Genomic DNA, 19389 nt, shown 5'->3' with positions numbered 1-19389 from the left:
CAAGCCCGTGCCGCTGAATGGTCAGCGACACGGAAACGATAGGGGTGAGGGCCAATACGCGCAAGCCGGCGGATTCTGGCGCAGGTGTAGGTCGCTACGCAAGGCGCTGTAGCCTCTGACAGGGGCTCAGTCGGCAAAAGTAAACGCCCGCAGCTGCTTATGTTTCGAAGCAGGCAGCAAGGCAGTTCCGGTACACACGCAGGTGTTATCTATGTAGGGCTTCACGTGGATGATCAAGGCATAAAGTGACCTTCGATTGGATGTGGCTGAGAGGAATCTCTCGCCCCTTCGACTCACAAAACACGGTTGCTTTATGTCTCCAATTGGATACACTTCCTCGTGACTTATCTAATCCAGCAAACCAAGTATTTTGCTCATTGGCTTGTATCTGTACGTGATGTACGCGCAAGGATTGCCATCGCACGACGCATTGATCGAGCCACAACTGGCAACCTGGGCGATGTGAAGCCAGTAGGTGAAGGTGTATCCGAGATGCGCGTTGATGTCGGGGCTGGATACCGCGTGTATTTCACAATGCGCGACGGCGTTGTCGTGGTCCTGCTGGCTGGCGGGGACAAGTCCACTCAACCTTCCGATATCCGGCAGGCCAAAAGATTGGCAAAGGAGGTTTAAAAATGTCCGATACCCTTATGCCGTTTGATATGGCGGAGCTTCTGGACACTGACGAAGCAGTCAGCGAGTACCTCTCTCAGGTTCTGGCCGAGGGCGATACTGACGAGTTCATCCGTGCGGTTGGATACGTCGCAAAGGCGCGCGGTATGGCCCAGATTGCGAATGACTCGGGCCTTGGCCGGGCAAGCTTGTACAAAGCATTTGCGCCAGGCGCCAAGCCACGCTTCGACACGGTGATTAAAGTGATGCGTGCGATGGGCATTGAGCTCCACGCCACTGTTGGGCGTGCTTGAAATTTTCGAACAACAAGCCCGCCTATGCGGGCTTACTGTCAAACGCATTCGTCAAAACGCAAAACACGAGCAGCCAAACGCGCCCCAGAACCCCTGGAAGTCGCTGACCGGCGCGTTCGACAAGCGTGCTCGCTCATGGCTGTGGGCATGCACGGCGCAGGCGCCCACGCATTGATGCATTTGGGCGGTGAGCGGCGCCAGGGGTTTCCAGTGCCCCGGCACGTTAACCACGGGTGACCAGTCGGGCATTACCGGCAAACGCGACGGGCCGAGTTTTTCGAATTCGAGGCTGCCATACACCACTTTGCCACCGACGACGGTCAGCACCGATTCAATCCATTTGATCGCTTCGTCGTCGACGCTGAAGTAGTCGGCAGACAACGCCACCAGATCGGCCAGTTGCCCAACCTTGATCTGGCCTTTTGTGCCTTGCTCGGAGGAGAACCAGGCGCTGCCATGGGTGTAGAGTTCCAGCGCCGTGTCGCGGCTCAGTCCTTGCGGGTAAAGCTCCAGGCCGCCGACAGTACGGCCGCTGACCAGCCAGTAGAGCGACGTCCACGGGTTGTAGCTGGAAACCCGTGTGGCATCAGTGCCGGCACCGACCGGAATGCCTTCGGCGAGCATGCGCTGGATCGGTGGGGTGTGTTCGGCGGCCTTGGCACCGTAACGCTCGACAAAGTACTCACCCTGAAAAGCCATGCGATCCTGAATCGCAATGCCACCGCCCAGCGCGCGAACCCGTTCGATATTTTGCGGGGTGATGGTTTCGGCGTGATCGAAGAACCATGGCAGACCGTCGAACGGGATATCGCGGTTAACCTTTTCAAATACATCGAGCATCCGCGTGATCGATTCGTTATAGGTGGCGTGCAAGCGAAATGGCCAGCGCTGCTCGACCAGATGGCGCACCACCGGTTCCAGTTCCTGCTCCATGGTTTGCGGCAGATCGGGGCGCGGTTCGAGGAAGTCTTCAAAGTCGGCGGCGGAGAACACCAGCATCTCGCCAGCACCGTTGTGCCGCAGGAAATCATCACCCTGGCCGTAGTGCGAGGTACTGGTCCAGTTCTTGAAGTCGGTCAGCTCTGCCTTGGGTTTTTGGGTGAACAGGTTGTAGGCGATGCGCACGCTCAGTTGCTGGTCCTTCGCCAATTGCTGGATGACTTGGTAATCGTCCGGGTAATTCTGAAAGCCGCCACCGGCATCGATGGCACTGGTGACGCCGAGGCGATTGAGCTCGCGCATGAACTGCCGGGTCGAGTTGAGCTGATACTCCAGTGGCAGCTTCGGTCCCTTGGCCAGCGTCGAGTACAGAATCATCGCGTTCGGACGGGCGATCAGCATGCCGGTGGGGTCGCCATTGGCGTCGCGCTGGATTTCACCACCCGGCGGGTTCGGCGTATTGCGGTCATAGCCAACTACTTTCAACGCCGCGCGGTTGAGCAGGGCGCGGTCATACAGGTGCAGGACGAACACCGGGGTGTCAGGCGCGGCCTTGTTCAGCTCTTCAATCGTCGGCAGGCGCTTTTCGGCGAACTGGAACTCGGTCCAGCCACCGACCACGCGCACCCATTGCGGTGCCGGTGTGCGATCGGCCTGATCCTTGAGCATGCGCAAGGCGTCGCCCAAGGACGGCACGCCTTCCCAGCGCAGTTCGAGGTTGTAGTTCAGGCCGCCGCGAATCAGGTGCAGGTGCGAGTCGTTGAGACCGGGGATCACCGTGCGTTTTTGCAGGTCGATGACTTGCGTGCTGGCGCCGCGCAGGGGCATGACGTCCGTATCATTGCCGACGGCGATAAACCGCCCGTCCTTGATGGCGACCGCACTGGCCTGGGGTTTATCCCGGTCAACCGTGTGCATGCGACCGTTGAACAGGATGAGATCGGCTGGGGAATTGGTCATGCTGGTGCTCTGCGCAAATAGAGGACTGGTCCAGGCACTGATGGTGCCTGCCGAAAGGCCTTGTAGTACGCGACGGTGGCTGAAGTCGTCGTGTTCATCAGGTGGGCTCATGGCGCCGTTCTCCGCAGTATTCTGTCGAGCGGGCAGTCGGATACGTAACCCATACGGCCAGCAAGGAATATAGACGGCAAATGCGCAGTCGATGTGTCGGGCGGGCACATTTACGACTGACAGAAACGACGAATCCCGCCATAAAGGCGGGATTCGCAGGCAGCCAGAGGGCTCCCGAGGGCGGGAGCCGCCGTCTTAGCTTGGGAACAGCTCGGACAGTTTCATGGCCAGCATCATGTCGCCTTCAGCGCGCAGTTTGCCGCCCATGAACGCTTGCATGCCGTCTGTCGAACCGTCGACGATGCCTTGCAGGGTTTCACCGTCCATGACCAGAGTCACTTGAGCGTCCGGGTTTTCGCCTTCCTGCAGGTCGCAAGTGCTGTCTTTAACGATCAGCGAGAAGTTTTTGGTGTCGTCGATGCGGAAACCGAAAACCAGGTCCAGACCGGCAGCAGCGGCTGGGTTGAACTTGGCTTTCATGGCTTGTACGGCGTCAGCTACGGAGGTCATGGTTCGATCCTTTCATGAAGTGTTACAGCAAGGGTCACAGTGATCCGGACTCAACGGAAAGTGATGAGTTCCGGGGCCTTCAGCAGTTGCAAATGTGCATGACTGTTGAAGGAAGCCAGTGTCACCTCGCGACCACGGAACTTCAGTTGGTTGAGCGAGGTGTTAACGATTTGCCAATTCAGTTCAAAGGCCTGCCTGGCGGGCATTTGAGTAATCAGGTGGAGCAGGGCAGTGATGGTCCCGCCGGAGGTGAACACGGCGACTTGCTGGGTGTTGTCGGCCTGTTCGAGAATACGCTGTAAACCGGCCTGGACCCGCTCGACGAAGTCTGGCCAGCTTTCCAGCCCCGGTGGGTTGTAAGTGCCGGCCAGCCAGCGCTCGATGATCAAGGCAAAGATTCGCTGAAACTCGCCGCGATTCTGCGCGGCATTGCGCAGAATATTCAGGGCTTCGGGTTCTTCGGGCAGCAGGTCTGGAAGCAGTGCACGGATCACCGCGTCGGCGTCGAACTCGTTGAAGGCCGAATCGATTTCCAGCGGCGGTACCGGCAAGCCGACAGCGCCGAATTGTGTCAGGGCACTGTTGGCGGTGTGTTGCTGGCGACGCAGGTCGCCCGACAGGCAGCGATCGAAACTCAACCCCAGTTCAGCCAGGTGACTGCCGAGTATTTCTGCCTGGCGAATACCGGTCGGCGACAGCACGTCGTAGTCGTCTGCACCGAAAGAGGCCTGGCCATGTCGAATCAAGTAGATGCTGCCCACGTCCGCGTCATCCGGGTACGTTGAAGGTTTTGCGAGGTTATGAGGATGGCGATGAGCTGTCAATGAAAAAACATACGCTTGTTTGAAATGCTCGTTGGAGGCCCGTTACAGAAGGTTTCACGACTGGTCGCAACGCGGCCGCATGGGTATGCTGAAGGTATACGCGCCTGCGTGTTCTGCGGCGCACTGTCGTTAAGGAGTCAATGTGGATTTTCTTGCCGAGTACGCAAGTTTTCTGGCTAAAACCGTTACCCTGGTGATCGCCATTCTGGTGGTCCTGGCCAGCTTTGCGGCGTTGCGCAGCAAAGGCCGGCGCAAGTTCGCGGGCCAGTTGCAGGTCAGTAAACTCAATGATTTCTACAAGGAGCTGCGTGAGCGCCTGGAGCAGACACTGCTCGATAAGGACCAGCTCAAGGCCTTGCGTAAATCCGAAGCCAAGTCCGAGAAAAAACAGAAGAAAAAGCCGGAAGCCAAACCCCGGGTGTTCGTGCTGGATTTCGATGGCGATATCAGGGCTTCGGCGACTGAAAGCCTGCGCCACGAAATCACCGCGCTGTTGTCCTTGGCCACGCCAAAGGACGAAGTCGTGCTGCGCCTGGAAAGCGGCGGAGGCATGGTTCACAGCTACGGTCTGGCATCCTCGCAACTGGCGCGCATTCGTCAGGCCGGTGTGCCATTGACCGTATGCATCGACAAGGTCGCGGCCAGCGGCGGTTACATGATGGCGTGCATCGGCGAGAAGATCATCAGCGCGCCGTTTGCCATTCTGGGTTCGATCGGGGTGGTGGCGCAGTTGCCTAACGTCAATCGCCTGCTGAAAAAGCACGACATCGACTTTGAAGTCCTGACGGCGGGCGAGTACAAACGCACGCTGACGGTGTTTGGCGAAAACACCGAGAAGGGCCGGGAGAAGTTCCAGGAAGACCTGGATGTGACCCACGAACTGTTCAAGAACTTCGTCTCACGCTACCGGCCGCAATTGGCCATCAATGAAGTGGCCACCGGTGAAATCTGGCTGGGTGTTGCCGCACTGGAAAAACGACTGGTCGATGAACTGAAAACCAGTGATGAATACCTCGCCGAACGGGCCAAGGGTGCAGAGCTGTTTCACCTGCATTATGCCGAGCGCAAGAGCCTGCAAGAACGCGTTGGCCTGGCGGCCAGCGGTTCGATTGATCGGGTCTTGCTGACCTGGTGGAGCCGGTTGACTCAGCAGCGCTTCTGGTAATTCGCGTACATTGCGCAGACCTGCCCGCATGATCGGGCAGGTCTGACGGATCGGGTGCCGAGTGCAATGCTCGGTTCAACCCCTTCTTTATGACACGCCTTTCTATTGCCGGGCACCTTTCAGGTGCGGCGAAAATTCGAATCTCATTGAAGAAATGTCCTGCATTTGTTTTGCACGGCAGCTCCTAGGCTGTCAGTTCATACAACGATGCAAAGGATTGCGATGATGGCGTACGAAAAAACTCGCGAGGTTCGGCACCAGGAATTAGGGTTGGCGCTGGATGCTGCATTGCCCCAAACCCCGGCCCAACTTGCCGTAAAACTGATCGAAGAACGCTGGGGCAAGGAGGCTGCTTTACCAGGCACGCGGCTGGTCTATCTGCAATACGATTTTCGCGGTTATCCGGCACACAATGGTGTCCAACAGGGCAAGGTCGTCAAGTCCCAGAATCTGGTTCAAGCGTTGTTGTCCAATTACCAGACGGTTGGGGCCGGTCGTTTTGGCGAGACGGCATTCGGTTTGTACACGCCTCCTGCGGTAGGGCCGCAAGTACGGATCGTCAAGGTGGACGAGTCGCAGTATCCCAATGGTGGTTTCAAAGACTACGAAGGTGTTTACCGGCAGACCGACCCCCAGCGTTACGGCCCTGACACGCAGTTGGATCTGTCGCCGGCGGACTTCAAGCACTGGATCTGGAACCTTGACTTAAAAGAAAAATATACCGATTACCTGCAACAAGTCTGGCCGACGGACGAAGTCATTCGTTCGAAAGCCCCCAGCCCACTGAGAACTGCCGTCAAAAGCGCATTTGTCATGGCTGCTTACCTGCAACATCAGGAGCAAAGCCTGACAGCGGCAGGATTGAAACTGGCATTGAGGGTCGCCGGGCTTGGCCCTGAACAAACCTGGGAACAGCTCGGGATCGAGCAATTGCAGCGTTTCACTGATATCGGTTCAACCATTAAAACCAGTCGGCTGCGTATTTACCGCTACACCTCGACCGACATCTGGTGCTTCAGCCAGGTTGGTCGAGCACGCAGGCTGCTCTTTATTCCGGGAAACTCATCTCCGTTTCTGGAGTTCGAACATATCAGTGACTTGCGCCAGTGGGTGGTGCAGGCGGCGCGTGACAGTGAAAAGTCGCAGGCGCTGACGGAGCACTTTGCCAAGGATGATCGCAGCGACGGGACGTTGCACGCGGGTGTACTGACGGCGCTGCAGGGCATGGCCATTTTTCCTCAGCAGCATCGCCTGACGAAAACCGCCGGTTTCTTCAACAATGACGGTTACTGGGACCCGGCCGACTATATCCAGTTTGAAAAGCCCCCCAAGGGCAGCGACCCTTTCGCCGAGTGGGTGCTGGTCATGAAGCAAGCGGCCACTGACAGTGCCGAAACCATCCGCGACGATGCACAGGTCAATCGCGATGATTTGAGCGCTGTGGTCGAGCCCGTTGTGCAATGGATCAACCGGTTTGGTCCTCTGGCGCTGTTTGTTCCCGGAGGCGAGGGCGTGCTGGCGTTGGCCGGACTGATCGACGCCGGTTATGGGCTGGCTCAGGCGGTTGATGGCAAGACTCCAGATGAGCGCTCGGCAGGTGTCACACGCACTGTATTCGGTTTGCTCAATGCCTTGCCACTGGCCGCGGAGGGGGCAGCCATCAAGGCCGAAGAACACTCCGTCGGCATTGGGGTTGACCCCGGTCCTGCACCCGAGGTGGTGGACGAGCCGTTGTCTGGCGAGTCTTCGTTCGTGGCCGGAGATGTTGCACCTCCTGCTCCTGGCGCTGAACGGGTACAGCTGATGCGCGGTATTGGGCCGAGTGTCCAATCATTCAGCGATGAGGTTCTGGCCCAGATAGCTCATGTCAGCCCGGTGGACGATGATGTCTTACGTCTGATGCAAACGGGTGATCGGCCTCCATCTCCGGTGCTGGCAGATACCATCAGTCGTTTCACCATCGATCAGGATCTGCAACGTGCCATTGACGCGTTACCCGAAGGCTCGGCGCAGGCCGAGCAGCTAAAGAGCACACGAGTCGAACAGTTCAAGCAACGCTACGACGCACTACAGCATTCGGATAATGACTGGGTCAGGTTGTTTCAGCATCAATACCCGGGTTTGCCGAAAAGTGCGGTGGAGCAAATGCTCGACCGATCGGGAGTGGATATTGCTGCACCCCACACACTGGCTGACGCCAAGCGAGTGCTGGGGCAGTTGAGCGGCAAGGCGCAGCAGTACGAGCAGCATGTACGCCTGTGCCGCGCCTATGAGGGGCTTTATCTGAAGTCGGTCGAAAACGCCGACAGTGATGTGCTCGTTTTGCATACGCTGGAACGGCTGCCGGGCTGGTCTCGCGCGATTCGAGTCGAGACGCTCTACGGGCTGGCCGGTACGGCTGACTTTGACCAAGCGCTTCTCGCTCTCTTGCCGCAAGAACAACGCTCGGCCCTCGGTTTGCGTCCAGGCCATGAATGGCAGGACTTGCAGCTCAAAATCCGGGAGAGCGCACTGCCGCGCTCCGAGCTGATACTCGGGCTGCACAGGATGGACTCCGGCTTGACCTTCCGGCGTCTCGGGTTGCGAGGTGGCGGATTTCCGACCACTGCGCAGTCCGGTGAGATGTCCACAGAGATGATGAGGCTTCAGGTTAAAGAGATTTACCCTGCTTTTACGTCGGAGCAAGCGGATGAGTTTCTGTTGAATGCGGGAGCCCGGGCTCAGGCTGATCTTGATCGGCTGAGGTTGCAGGCCGAGCAACTGCGTGTCGACATCACCAGCTGGATCGAAGACATCACCGATGATATCGAAGACATGGATATCGAGATTCTACTCGCGGGTGATGAGGGGACCGAGGGAATGAGCGACGCCGAGATCGAGGAGGAGAACGACGCGCGCATAGAGGAGTGGATGGAGATTGAACGTGATACCCGATATGAGCTGGCCGAGGAACTGATCGCCATTTGGCAAAAACGCAGCGGGCCAGACAGCAGGGTCTATCGGGACGGTCAGTTCATTGGTTTTCACTTGGACATGGACTTTGAGCAGATGCACTACCTCCCGCAGCTCAACGTCAAGTTAAACGACGTTGTGTCTCTCACCATGCCGAATTTCAAGTTAACGCAACGCAGTAGCCTTAACGGCTTCCTTGAGTGTTTTCCCAATCTGCGCACGTTGAACATGCAAGGCGTCGACTTGCGTCTCTTTAATCAGGATGGCATTGAGGTTGGCCGCTTACCGCCCGCCATCGCTGATCTGCGTCAGCTTGAGACGCTAAATCTGAAAGCGACCAGGCTGGTCCTGACAGAGGAAAGCACAAGACAACTCGCCGAGCTCACCCGACTTCAGGAACTCAATTTAAGCGAAAACCCGCTCGATGTCCCACCGGCAGTGATCCAGATGACTGAATTGCGCAAACTTGAGCTGCGGGGAGCGGGACTCAGGACTTGCCCGGTGTTGACTCTCGATCATCCTTACATGGAGCGGCTGGACCTGCGTAATAACTACATTACCCGAGTGCCTCACGGGGTTCGAAGGCAGTCGGTGGTCAAGGGCAACGTCTTGCTTTCAGGCAATCCGCTAGTGGACGCAGACAGTTTGAAATGGGTCATGGACCATCGCAAGCAGACCGGGATAAATCTATGGATGTGGGCCGCAACGCCGGATGTTAGTTGGCCAGACTGCTGGTTGACCGGACTTTCCTCGGAACAAGCGACACGGCAGACATCGTGTTGGCAGCGTGTTTTGGCGAAAGAGGGCAGCGAGCGCTTTTTCGGAACCTTGAAGGTGCTGACACGCACAGCGGATTTCCGGGTGGATTACGCACCGTTGCAGTTGCGTGTGTGGCATATGCTGGACGAGATGGATGCGTCGCCGGGGCTATGCCAGACACTGTTTCAGGATGTGGAGTGGTCGGCCCTTGATGGCGATAACCCGTTTGCCAGTTTCGAACGACTGGAAGACAGAATCACTTTATTCAAGGAACCGTCGGTGAAAAAGCCAGACTCGATGGCGAGACTCTTCAAACGCCGTAGGTAGAACAGGGACTCTGTAGCAGACATGAAAAAACCTTGAGCCCCTGCACAGGCACCGGGCTCAAGGCTTTCTTGTCGATCAGCGGCGACGGAACAGCGGCAGCGGTTCGTCGGTGGCGGCCTGGTAGGTCACCGAGAAGTCCTTGAGGCTTTCCAGGGCTTCGTACGGGTCCTTGTCCGCGCGTAATGCATAGGCGTCGAAACCGCAGCGGTGCAGGTAGAACAACTGGTCGCGCAGCACATCGCCAATCGCCCGCAGTTCGCCCTTGTAGCCGTAACGGTCACGCAGCAGGCGCGCGTTGGAGTAGTTGCGCCCGTCGGTGAAGGCCGGGAAGTTCAAGGCGATGACCTGGAAATGATCAACGTCGTCACCGATTTCCTCGGCTTCTTCATCGGCATCCAGCCAAACGCCCAAACCGCCATCGCGGGCCTTGAGGGCATGGCCATGATCGCGCCACAGCGCCAGTGGCACGATCAGGTCGTCGCAGTTGGAAATGCCGTCGAAGGTCGCGTCCTTGGGCAACAAGTGCCAGGTTTCGTCAATGACCTCGTTGTTCTTAATTATTCGCTGCATAGACGCGTTCCTTGAAGAGGTCGATGCCAATACGTTGATAGGTGTCGATGAAGCGCTCGTCTTCGGTACGTTGTTCCACGTACACGTCGATCAGCTTCGAGATCACGTCAGGCATGTCGTCCTGGGCGAAGGACGGGCCGAGGATCTTGCCCAGGCTGGCGTCACGGCTGGCGCTGCCGCCGAGGGATACCTGGTAGAACTCTTCACCTTTCTTGTCCACTCCGAGGATGCCGATGTGACCGACGTGGTGGTGACCACAGGCGTTCATGCAACCGGAGATGTTCAGGTCCAGTTCGCCAATGTCGAACAGATAGTCCAGGTCATCGAAACGGCGCTGGATGGCTTCGGCGATCGGAATCGACTTGGCGTTGGCCAGGGAGCAGAAGTCGCCGCCCGGGCAGCAGATGATATCGGTCAGCAGGCCGATGTTCGGCGTAGCGAAACCTTGTTCGCGCAACTCACCCCACATGGCGAACAGTTGGTTCTGCTCGACGTCAGCCAGAATGATGTTCTGCTCGTGGGAGGTGCGCAGTTGGCCAAAGCTGTAGCGATCGGCCAGGTCGGCAACGCCATCGAGCTGCTTGTCGGTCAGGTCGCCCGGCGCAACGCCGGTCGGCTTGAGCGACAGGGTCACGGCAACATAACCCGGCTTCTTGTGAGCCAGGGTGTTACGGGTACGCCAGCGAGCAAAGCCTGGGTGTTGCTTGTCGAGTTCAGCCAGCTCTGCGGTCTGATCGTCCAGGACTTTGTAGTCCGGATCGACGAAATGCTTGGCGACGCGATGCACTTCGGCCTCGGTCAGCGTGGTCTGGCCACCGCGAAGGTATTCCATTTCCGCGTCGACTTTTTGAGCGAAGACTTCAGGCGTCAGGGCCTTGACCAGAATCTTGATCCGCGCCTTGTACTTGTTGTCGCGACGACCATAGCGGTTGTACACACGCAGAATGGCGTCGAGGTAGCTCAACAGGTCTTGCCACGGCAGGAACTCATTGATGAACGCGCCAACGACAGGTGTACGGCCGAGACCACCGCCGACCAGCACGCGGAAACCCAGTTCGCCTGCGGCGTTGTGCACCGGCTCAAGGCCGATGTCATGGACTTCAATGGCTGCACGGTCCGACGTCGAACCGTTGATAGCGATCTTGAACTTGCGCGGCAGGTAGGCGAATTCCGGGTGGAAGGTGGTCCACTGACGGACGATTTCGCACCACGGACGCGGATCGATCAACTCGTCGGCAGCGACACCGGCGAACTGATCGGTGGTGACGTTGCGCAGGCAGTTGCCGCTGGTCTGGATCGCGTGCATCTGCACGGTCGCAAGCTCAGCGAGGATGTCCGGGATGTCTTCCAGCGCCGGCCAGTTGAACTGTACGTTCTGCCGGGTACTGATGTGGGCATAGCCCTTGTCATAGTCGCGGGCAATCTTGGCCATCATTCGCGTTTGGCGCGAAGTCAGTTGGCCATAAGGCACGGCAACCCGCAGCATCGGGGCGAAGCGCTGGATGTAAAGGCCATTTTGCAGGCGCAGGGGGCGGAATTCTTCTTCGCTCAGCTCGCCTGCCAGATAGCGTCGGGTCTGATCACGGAACTGCTTGACGCGGTCCTCGATGATCCGCTGATCGTACTCGTCGTATACGTACATATAGGTCCTGTTCTCAGGCTTGGGCCAATCAGGAACAGCTGCGTTTTCCGCTCGCTTGATTCCGATACTGCCTTGGCAATTCTGCGCGCACGGCCGCGCACTCCCCACGGAGCCGAGGCAAGATACCAGTTTGCGTTTATGCGCAAAAGTGATGTTTGAGTATATGTAAAGAACCAAATCGACTAATGAGACTGGTTATTGTCTTACCCACATTTGTGGTGCGGGCAATCCTCGACTTAACTGTGCTCGAGTCTTTATGCAATCACCGATAAAACCGACAAGAGGCGATGCAATGAGCAACCCAACCAAAGCACGGAAAAGCGATAGCACCGTCGATGCATGGGCCATTCTGTTTCTGATCATCCTGGTAGTGGGCACTGCGGTGTTCTGGGTCAGCCATCAATAGGTAAGCGTGTCCGGGCCCTGACCTGACGATTGTCGGACAAAACGTCGATTAATCGCGATTTGCCAGCACTTCGTTGGCTATAATGCGCGGCTAATTGCCGGGGCTCGGATATTCAATGTTCAAGTTTCTCTGTGGGGTATTGCTATCGGTTTGCTCGGCCTATGGGTCGGGTACGCAAGCGGCGTCGGTGCTGTTCCTTAGCCCTGGCACCTCTACGGAAACCTTTTGGCTGAGCTATTCGCAATTCATGCAGGCCGCCGCCCGGGATCTGGGCATGGACCTGCAGATTCAGTATTCCGAGCGCGTGCCTGAAACCACGATCAAACAGGCCCGTGAAGCCCTGCAAGGGCCAAAACGCCCGGATTATCTGGTGTTCGCCAACGAACAATATGTTGCGCCGGAAATCTTGCGGCTGTCCGAGGGCAGCGGCGTGAAGCTGTTTATCGTTAATAGCGGGCTAAACACCGATCAACTGGCGTTGCTCGGCAATCGCCAGGAAAAATACCCCAATTTACTCGGTAGCCTGATACCCAACGATGAGGAGGGCGGTTACCTGATGCTCAAGGAGTTGATCCGCCTGCATCCTCCGGTCGTCCCCGGTCAGAAACTTGAATTGCTGGCGTTTGCCGGTTTGAAAATCACGCCGGCCTCGCAGTTGCGCGAAAAGGGCTTGATGCGGGCGTTGCGCGAGCACCCCGAGGTGCATTTGCAGCAACTGGTGTACGGCGGGTGGAACCGTCAGCGCGTTCATGAGCAGGCGACGTTGCTGTTCAAGCGCTATCCGCAGACGTCGCTGATCTGGACGGCCAACGATGAAATGGCGTTCGGCGCGATGCAGGCTTACGAAGAAGCGGGCGGCATACCCGGCAAGGGCGCGCTGTTCAGCGCCGTCAATACCTCGCCGTCAGCCTTGCAGGCGCTGCTGGATGGCCGTCTTAGCGTATTGCTGGGCGGGCACTTCAGCCTGGGCGGTTGGGCGCTGGTGCAGTTGCATGACTATGACCAGGGTGTGCACGTCGACCGATATGGCGGCCGTGATCGGCAGATCCCGCTGTTGCAGTTGATTGATCGGGAGCAGGCCAGGCGATTGTTGGCCATGGGAGCCACGCAGAACTACGGCGTGAACTTCCGTAGCCTGTCGGCCAAGGATCGTCCTCTGAGTTATCGCTACCCGTTCAGTCTGCAAACCCTGATGCACTGAGGGTGGGCTAAACCCCGGCCAGATGCAGGACCAGTTTCACGATACCGAACAGCGTCAGTGCAAAGACAGCCGTGAATAAAATGCCGAGCACCACGAAATGACTGGGTTTGCCGTGCGTGAAGTCGCGTGCGCGGTTCTTCCCGCTCTGCACGCCAAACGCTGCCGCCAGCACGCTGTGCAGCATTTGCCAGAAGCTGGGTGGTTTGTTGTCGACTGGATCGTCCATAAATCCCTCGTCACACGGAGTGTATGAGGCAAGCATAGTCAATCTTCCCGGGGGATGTGGCGGCCGTGAGGCCGCCATCGCGGGTCAGGTCAACTGGCTCACATAAGTGCCCGTGCCCTTGAGAATGTTCTGCAACGTTTCTTCCACTTCAGCCAGATCCGCCGGCGCGGTGCTGTGGTGGATTTCCAGATGATCGTCGCCATTCAGCGCATCGGCATCAGCGGCGGCGATTTCGATCAGCAGGCGGGTAGGGCTGAGGGTGACTTTCACGCCATCGAGGGTCGACGGTTCACCATCAAGGGTGATCTCCAGCTCATCTTCGTCCGGGTAGCGCGTCATCAGAAACATCTCGCCCTGATTGCTGTGGCAGCAGAGCATGGCCAGGTTGTCTTCTTCGTCATCGCACGGGTTGGCGATCAGGTGGGCGGTGGTCAGTTGCATGGGGTGATTCCTGGCTCGGCGAGCGTTATAAAGACAACAAAATCCGATTCTGCCAGCCCGAGGGAATTTCTGCTCGGCTGTGTGTCAAAAAGTGTGTTGTGAACACCAGAGGGGTTGTTGGTCATTTCTGGTACGAAGGTGCCGTAAATCCGGGTTTAAAACCGTCTTTTTTTCACGCGGCTGCTAGTGTTATTCGATGTGCTGCCGATGAGTTACGTGCCTATGACCGAATATGTCGCAGCATCGCAAGCAGGCAGGTTGTCGCACCCGATAAGCTGCGCAACCAATGGGCACCTCTAAAGACATTGCTTGTCTACTCGGTAGTCGTTTTTACAGATGCCCATTCATGGAAGGTGAATGTGACCTGAGTGTCTCGTCCAGCTTCACCCACCTGTCACCCTGTTAACCTCTGCCCGAGATTCAGGAGCAGGGTGACGGACCGCCCCGACAGGGGTTTTGCACGCGACGCTTCCATCAATAACAAGCCCAAGCGGAGTACCACAGATGGCGTTCTTCACCGCAGCCAGCAAAGCCGACTTCCAGCAACAACTGCAAGCGGCACTGGCGCAGCACATCAGTGAACAGTCACTGCCACAAGTGGCGCTGTTCGCTGAACAATTCTTCGGCATTATTTCCCTCGATGAGCTGACCCAGCGCCGGTTGTCCGACCTCGCCGGCTGCACCCTTTCTGCCTGGCGCCTGCTTGAGCGCTTTGATCACGCGCAACCACAAGTGCGCGTTTACAACCCGGATTACGAACGGCACGGCTGGCAGTCGACCCACACGGCGGTCGAAGTGCTGCACCACGACTTGCCATTTCTCGTGGACTCGGTGCGCACCGAGCTGAACCGTCGCGGCTACAGCATCCACACCTTGCAAACCACGGTGCTGAGCGTACGTCGCGGCGCCAAGGGCGAGCTGCTGGAAATCCTGCCTAAAGGCACCCAGGGCGAAGGCATTCTGCAAGAATCGCTGATGTACCTTGAGATCGACCGTTGCGCCCATACCGCCGAACTCAATGTATTGAGCAAGGAACTGGAGCAGGTTCTCGGTGAAGTCCGCGTTGCGGTCGCCGATTTCGAACCGATGAAAGCCAAGGTCCAGGAACTGATCGAAGGCATCGACAAGAGCAAGTTTGCCGTCGACGCCGAAGAAAAGAGCGAGATCAAGGGCTTCCTCGAATGGCTGGTGGGCAACCACTTCACGTTCCTCGGTTACGAAGAGTTCGTGGTTCGCGACGACAAGGATGGCGGCCATATCGAGTACGACCAGAGCTCGTTCCTGGGCCTGACCCGATTGCTGCGCGCCGGCCTGACCGCCGAAGACCTGCGTATCGAAGACTACGCTGTGAACTACCTGCGCGAACCGACGCCGCTGTCGTTCGCCAAGGCTGCGCACCCAAGCCGTGTGCACCGTCCGGCTTACCCTGACTACGTGTCGATCCGCCAGATCGATGCCAACGGCAAAGTCATCAAGGAATGCCGTTTCATGGGCCTGTACACCTCGTCGGTGTATGGCGAAAGCGTGCGGGTCATTCCATACATCCGTCGCAAGGTCGATGTCATCGAGCAGCGCTCCGGCTTCCAGTCCAAGGCGCACCTGGGCAAGGAACTGGCCCAGGTACTCGAAGTACTGCCGCGTGACGATCTGTTCCAGACTCCGGTCGACGAGCTGTTCAGCACCGTGATGTCGATTGTGCAGATCCAGGAACGCAACAAGATTCGCGTGTTCCTGCGCAAAGACCCGTACGGTCGCTTCTGCTACTGCCTGGCCTACGTGCCACGCGACATCTATTCCACCGAAGTGCGTCAGAAGATCCAGCAAGTGCTGATGGATCGCCTGAAAGCCAGCGATTGCGAATTCTGGACCTTCTTCTCCGAGTCCGTGCTGGCCCGTGTACAACTGATTCTGCGGGTCGACCCGAAGAATCGTCTGGACATCGACCCACTGCTGCTGGAAAAAGAAGTGGTTCAGGCCTGCCGCAGCTGGCAGGACGACTACGCAAGCCTGGTCGTGGAAAGCTTCGGCGAAGCCCAGGGCACCAATGTGCTGTCCGACTTCCCGAAAGGCTTCCCGGCCGGCTACCGCGAGCGTTTCGCCGCGCATTCGGCTGTGGTCGACATGCAGCACCTGCTGAGCCTGAGCGAAAAAAATCCGCTGGTCATGAGCTTCTATCAGCCGCTGGGTCAGGTGTCCGGTCAGCGCGAGCTGCACTGCAAGCTGTACCACGCCGATACCCCGCTGGCGCTGTCCGACGTCTTGCCGATTCTGGAAAACCTCGGCCTGCGCGTGCTGGGCGAGTTCCCGTATCGCCTGCGTCACAGCAACGGTCGCGAGTTCTGGATTCACGACTTCGCGTTCACCGCTGCTGAAGGCCTGGAACTCGATATCCAGCAGCTCAACGACACGCTGCAGGACGCGTTCGTCCATATCGTTCGCGGCGACGCCGAAAACGATGCGTTCAACCGTCTGGTACTGACCGCCGGCCTGCCATGGCGCGACGTTGCGCTGCTGCGCGCTTACGCCCGTTACCTGAAGCAGATCCGTCTGGGCTTCGACCTGGGCTATATCGCCAGCACCCTGAACAACCACACCGATATCGCTCGCGAATTGACCCGGTTGTTCAAGACCCGTTTCTACCTGGCGCGCAAGCTGACCAGCGACGACCTCGACGACAAGCAACTGCGCCTGGAACAAGCGATTCTGAGCGCTCTGGACGACGTTCAGGTGTTAAACGAAGACCGCATCCTGCGTCGCTACCTGGACCTGATCAAGGCAACCCTGCGGACCAACTTCTACCAGACCGACGCCAACGGTCAGAACAAGTCCTACTTCAGCTTCAAGTTCAACCCGCACGCTATTCCAGAGCTGCCGAAGCCAGTACCGAAGTTCGAAATCTTCGTCTACTCGCCACGCGTCGAAGGCGTGCACCTGCGCTTCGGCAACGTGGCTCGTGGTGGTCTGCGCTGGTCCGACCGTGAAGAAGACTTCCGTACCGAAGTCCTGGGCCTGGTAAAAGCCCAGCAAGTGAAGAACTCGGTCATCGTGCCGGTAGGCGCCAAAGGTGGCTTCCTGCCGCGTCGCCTGCCACTGGGTGGCAGCCGTGATGAGATCGCAGCAGAGGGCATCGCCTGCTACCGCATCTTCATTTCCGGTCTGTTGGACATTACCGACAACCTGAAAGACGGCGCGCTGGTACCGCCGGCCAACGTCGTGCGTCATGACGACGATGACCCGTACCTGGTGGTGGCAGCGGACAAGGGCACTGCGACCTTCTCCGACATCGCCAACGGTATTGCGATCGACTACGGCTTCTGGCTCGGTGACGCCTTCGCGTCGGGCGGCTCGGCCGGATACGACCACAAGAAAATGGGCATCACCGCCAAAGGCGCGTGGGTTGGCGTACAGCGTCACTTCCGTGAGCGCGGCATCAACGTCCAGGAAGACAGCATCACTGTGGTCGGTGTCGGCGACATGGCCGGTGACGTGTTCGGTAACGGCTTGTTGATGTCCGACAAGCTGCAACTGGTTGCCGCGTTCAACCACCTGCACATTTTCATCGACCCGAACCCTGAGCCTGCCAATAGCTTCGCTGAGCGTCAGCGTCTGTTTGACCTGCCGCGTTCGGCGTGGTCGGATTACGACACCAGCATCATGTCCGAAGGCGGCGGGATCTTCTCCCGTAGCGCGAAAAGCATCGCGATTTCCCCGCAGATGAAAGAGCGCTTCGACATTCAGGCCGACAAGCTGACCCCGACCGAACTGCTGAACGCCTTGCTCAAGGCGCCAGTGGATCTGCTGTGGAACGGCGGTATCGGTACATACGTCAAAGCCAGCAGCGAAAGCCACGCCGATGTCGGCGACAAGGCCAACGATGCACTGCGCGTGAACGGCAACGAACTGCGCTGCAAAGTCGTGGGCGAGGGCGGTAACCTCGGTATGACCCAACTGGGTCGTGTCGAATTCGGTCTCAATGGCGGCGGCTCGAACACCGACTTCATCGACAACGCCGGTGGCGTGGACTGCTCCGACCACGAAGTGAACATCAAGATCCTGCTCAACGAAGTGGTGCAGGCTGGCGACATGACCGAGAAGCAACGTAACCAGTTGCTTGGCAGCATGACTGATGAAGTCGGCGGTCTGGTCCTCGGCAACAACTACAAGCAGACCCAGGCCCTGTCCCTGGCGGCCCGCCGTGCCTACGTGCGGATTGCCGAGTACAAGCGTCTGATGAACGACCTGGAAGGCCGTGGCAAGCTGGACCGTGCCATCGAGTTCCTGCCGACGGAAGATCAACTCAACGAGCGCATTGCGGAAGGCCATGGCCTGACCCGTGCCGAGCTGTCGGTATTGATCTCCTACAGCAAGATCGACCTCAAGGAGCAGTTGCTCAACTCCCTGGTGCCGGACGACGACTACCTGACCCGCGACATGGAAACCGCTTTCCCGCCGATGCTGGTGAGCAAGTTCTCCGAGGCCATGCGTCGTCACCGTCTGAAGCGTGAGATCGTCAGCACCCAGATCGCCAACGACCTGGTCAACCACATGGGCATCACCTTCGTTCAGCGGCTCAAAGAGTCGACCGGCATGAGCCCGGCGAACGTGGCAGGCGCTTATGTGATCGTGCGTGACATCTTCCATCTCCCGCACTGGTTCCGTCAGATCGAATCCCTGGATTACCAGGTTTCGGCTGACGTGCAACTGGAGCTGATGGATGAACTGATGCGTCTGGGCCGTCGTGCCACTCGCTGGTTCCTGCGCAGCCGTCGCAACGAGCAGAACGCAGCGCGAGACGTCGCGCACTTCGGTCCACATCTGGCAGCGCTGGGCCTCAAGCTCGACGAGCTGCTGGAAGGCCCGACCCGCGAAGGCTGGCAGACCCGCTATCAGGCCTACGTTGCAGCTGGCGTACCCGAGTTGCTGGCGCGCATGGTTGCAGGCACTAGTCACCTGTACACCTTGTTGCCAATCATCGAGGCGGCGGACGTGACTGGCCAGAATGCAGCGGACGTGGCCAAGGCCTACTTCGCCGTGGGCAGTGCGCTGGACCTGACCTGGTACCTGCAACAGATCAGCGCTCTGCCGGTGGAAAACAACTGGCAAGCGCTGGCCCGTGAAGCGTTCCGCGATGACATCGACTGGCAGCAACGGGCGATCACCATCTCGGTCCTGCAAATGGGCAGCGGCGAGCAGGACGTGGAAACGCGTCTGGCCTTGTGGATGGACCAGAACCAGACCATGGTCGAGCGCTGGCGCGCCATGCTGGTGGACATCCGTGCCGCCAGCGGCACCGACTACGCCATGTACGCGGTCGCCAACCGCGAACTGCTGGACCTGGCGTTGAGCGGTCAAGCGGTGGTGCCAGTCACGGCCGCTGCGATCGTTGAACTGGAGCCTGCTGCCTGATTATCAGGCGCTGAATAAAAAGCC

The 19389-nt window shown here is 58.3% G+C and carries 13 protein-coding genes; 6 read left to right on the top strand and 7 right to left on the bottom strand.

Features of this window, described 5'->3' with window-relative positions:
• The first annotated feature begins 339 nt into the window (after window positions 1-339).
• The gene (locus FPT12_RS03070) at window positions 340-633 is read left to right on the top strand and encodes a type II toxin-antitoxin system RelE/ParE family toxin (protein ID WP_145014591.1); all 294 of its coding nucleotides are present in this window, start codon (window positions 340-342) and stop codon (window positions 631-633) included.
• A gap of 2 nt (window positions 634-635) precedes the next feature.
• Window positions 636-926, top strand: a complete 291-nt coding sequence (locus FPT12_RS03065; protein ID WP_123425943.1) for an addiction module antidote protein — start codon at window positions 636-638, stop codon at window positions 924-926.
• 51 nt (window positions 927-977) lie between these two features.
• Here the strand turns inward: FPT12_RS03065 and FPT12_RS03060 are convergent, their stop codons facing one another.
• The 3 genes from FPT12_RS03060 to FPT12_RS03050 form a co-directional block, all read right to left on the bottom strand.
• Complete coding sequence (locus FPT12_RS03060; RefSeq protein ID WP_145014760.1) at window positions 978-2825, bottom strand: amidohydrolase; 1848 nt, start codon at window positions 2823-2825, stop codon at window positions 978-980.
• A gap of 306 nt (window positions 2826-3131) precedes the next feature.
• Window positions 3132-3446 carry an SCP2 sterol-binding domain-containing protein gene (locus tag FPT12_RS03055; protein WP_145014590.1) on the bottom strand — a complete coding sequence of 105 codons (315 nt, stop codon included), beginning with the start codon at window positions 3444-3446 and terminating at the stop codon, window positions 3132-3134.
• 50 nt (window positions 3447-3496) lie between these two features.
• Window positions 3497-4207 carry a histidine phosphatase family protein gene (locus tag FPT12_RS03050; protein WP_145014589.1) on the bottom strand — a complete coding sequence of 237 codons (711 nt, stop codon included), beginning with the start codon at window positions 4205-4207 and terminating at the stop codon, window positions 3497-3499.
• A gap of 205 nt (window positions 4208-4412) precedes the next feature.
• On the opposite strand from FPT12_RS03050, the gene sohB reads away from it, so the two are divergent.
• Window positions 4413-5435, top strand: coding sequence for a protease SohB (sohB, locus tag FPT12_RS03045; protein ID WP_019690777.1), 1023 nt, complete (start codon window positions 4413-4415; stop codon window positions 5433-5435).
• Window positions 5436-5660: 225 nt separating this feature from the next.
• Window positions 5661-9473 (top strand): dermonecrotic toxin domain-containing protein, encoded by a 3813-nt coding sequence (locus tag FPT12_RS03040; protein ID WP_256676581.1) that lies wholly within the window; start codon window positions 5661-5663, stop codon window positions 9471-9473.
• Window positions 9474-9548: 75 nt separating this feature from the next.
• Here FPT12_RS03040 and FPT12_RS03035 read toward each other — a convergent pair whose 3' ends face one another.
• Together FPT12_RS03035 and FPT12_RS03030 are read right to left on the bottom strand one after the other, a co-directional pair.
• Window positions 9549-10043 carry a DUF934 domain-containing protein gene (locus FPT12_RS03035; RefSeq protein WP_145014587.1) on the bottom strand — a complete coding sequence of 165 codons (495 nt, stop codon included), beginning with the start codon at window positions 10041-10043 and terminating at the stop codon, window positions 9549-9551.
• Complete coding sequence (locus tag FPT12_RS03030) at window positions 10027-11685, bottom strand: nitrite/sulfite reductase (RefSeq protein WP_145014586.1); 1659 nt, start codon at window positions 11683-11685, stop codon at window positions 10027-10029. Before FPT12_RS03030 ends, FPT12_RS03035 begins: the two co-directional genes overlap by 17 nt.
• A gap of 521 nt (window positions 11686-12206) precedes the next feature.
• Between FPT12_RS03030 and FPT12_RS03025 the strand changes: the two genes are divergently transcribed.
• Window positions 12207-13292, top strand: coding sequence for an ABC transporter substrate-binding protein (locus FPT12_RS03025; protein ID WP_145014585.1), 1086 nt, complete (start codon window positions 12207-12209; stop codon window positions 13290-13292).
• A 7-nt stretch (window positions 13293-13299) separates the two neighbouring features.
• On the opposite strand, the gene FPT12_RS03020 is transcribed toward FPT12_RS03025, so the two are convergent.
• Both FPT12_RS03020 and FPT12_RS03015 read right to left on the bottom strand, forming a co-directional pair.
• Window positions 13300-13518 carry a DUF2970 domain-containing protein gene (locus FPT12_RS03020; protein WP_123580724.1) on the bottom strand — a complete coding sequence of 73 codons (219 nt, stop codon included), beginning with the start codon at window positions 13516-13518 and terminating at the stop codon, window positions 13300-13302.
• 84 nt (window positions 13519-13602) lie between these two features.
• Window positions 13603-13959 (bottom strand): hypothetical protein, encoded by a 357-nt coding sequence (locus FPT12_RS03015; protein ID WP_145014584.1) that lies wholly within the window; start codon window positions 13957-13959, stop codon window positions 13603-13605.
• Between the two features lie 504 nt (window positions 13960-14463).
• Between FPT12_RS03015 and FPT12_RS03010 the strand changes: the two genes are divergently transcribed.
• Complete coding sequence (locus FPT12_RS03010; protein WP_145014583.1) at window positions 14464-19365, top strand: NAD-glutamate dehydrogenase; 4902 nt, start codon at window positions 14464-14466, stop codon at window positions 19363-19365.
• Window positions 19366-19389: the final 24 nt, after the last annotated feature.

Origin of the sequence: Pseudomonas sp. H3(2019) (assembly GCF_007713465.1) — a bacterium.
In the GTDB taxonomy this organism is placed as follows: Bacteria; Pseudomonadota; Gammaproteobacteria; order Pseudomonadales; family Pseudomonadaceae; genus Aquipseudomonas.
This window is presented reverse-complemented; position numbering and strand designations above follow the sequence as displayed.

Excerpts from the sequence above, each read along its gene's own strand:
- FPT12_RS03015 (WP_145014584.1), bottom strand. The coding sequence starts at position 13,959 with ATGCAACTGACCACCGCCCACCTGATCGCCAACCCGTGCGATGACGAA.
- FPT12_RS03060 (WP_145014760.1), bottom strand. The coding sequence starts at position 2,825 with ATGACCAATTCCCCAGCCGATCTCATCCTGTTCAACGGTCGCATGCAC.
- FPT12_RS03035 (WP_145014587.1), bottom strand. The coding sequence starts at position 10,043 with ATGCAGCGAATAATTAAGAACAACGAGGTCATTGACGAAACCTGGCAC.
- FPT12_RS03010 (WP_145014583.1), top strand. The coding sequence starts at position 14,464 with ATGGCGTTCTTCACCGCAGCCAGCAAAGCCGACTTCCAGCAACAACTG.
- FPT12_RS03055 (WP_145014590.1), bottom strand. The coding sequence starts at position 3,446 with ATGACCTCCGTAGCTGACGCCGTACAAGCCATGAAAGCCAAGTTCAAC.
- FPT12_RS03065 (WP_123425943.1), top strand. The coding sequence starts at position 636 with ATGTCCGATACCCTTATGCCGTTTGATATGGCGGAGCTTCTGGACACT.
- FPT12_RS03040 (WP_256676581.1), top strand. The coding sequence starts at position 5,661 with ATGGCGTACGAAAAAACTCGCGAGGTTCGGCACCAGGAATTAGGGTTG.
- FPT12_RS03030 (WP_145014586.1), bottom strand. The coding sequence starts at position 11,685 with ATGTACGTATACGACGAGTACGATCAGCGGATCATCGAGGACCGCGTC.
- FPT12_RS03025 (WP_145014585.1), top strand. The coding sequence starts at position 12,207 with ATGTTCAAGTTTCTCTGTGGGGTATTGCTATCGGTTTGCTCGGCCTAT.
- FPT12_RS03020 (WP_123580724.1), bottom strand. The coding sequence starts at position 13,518 with ATGGACGATCCAGTCGACAACAAACCACCCAGCTTCTGGCAAATGCTG.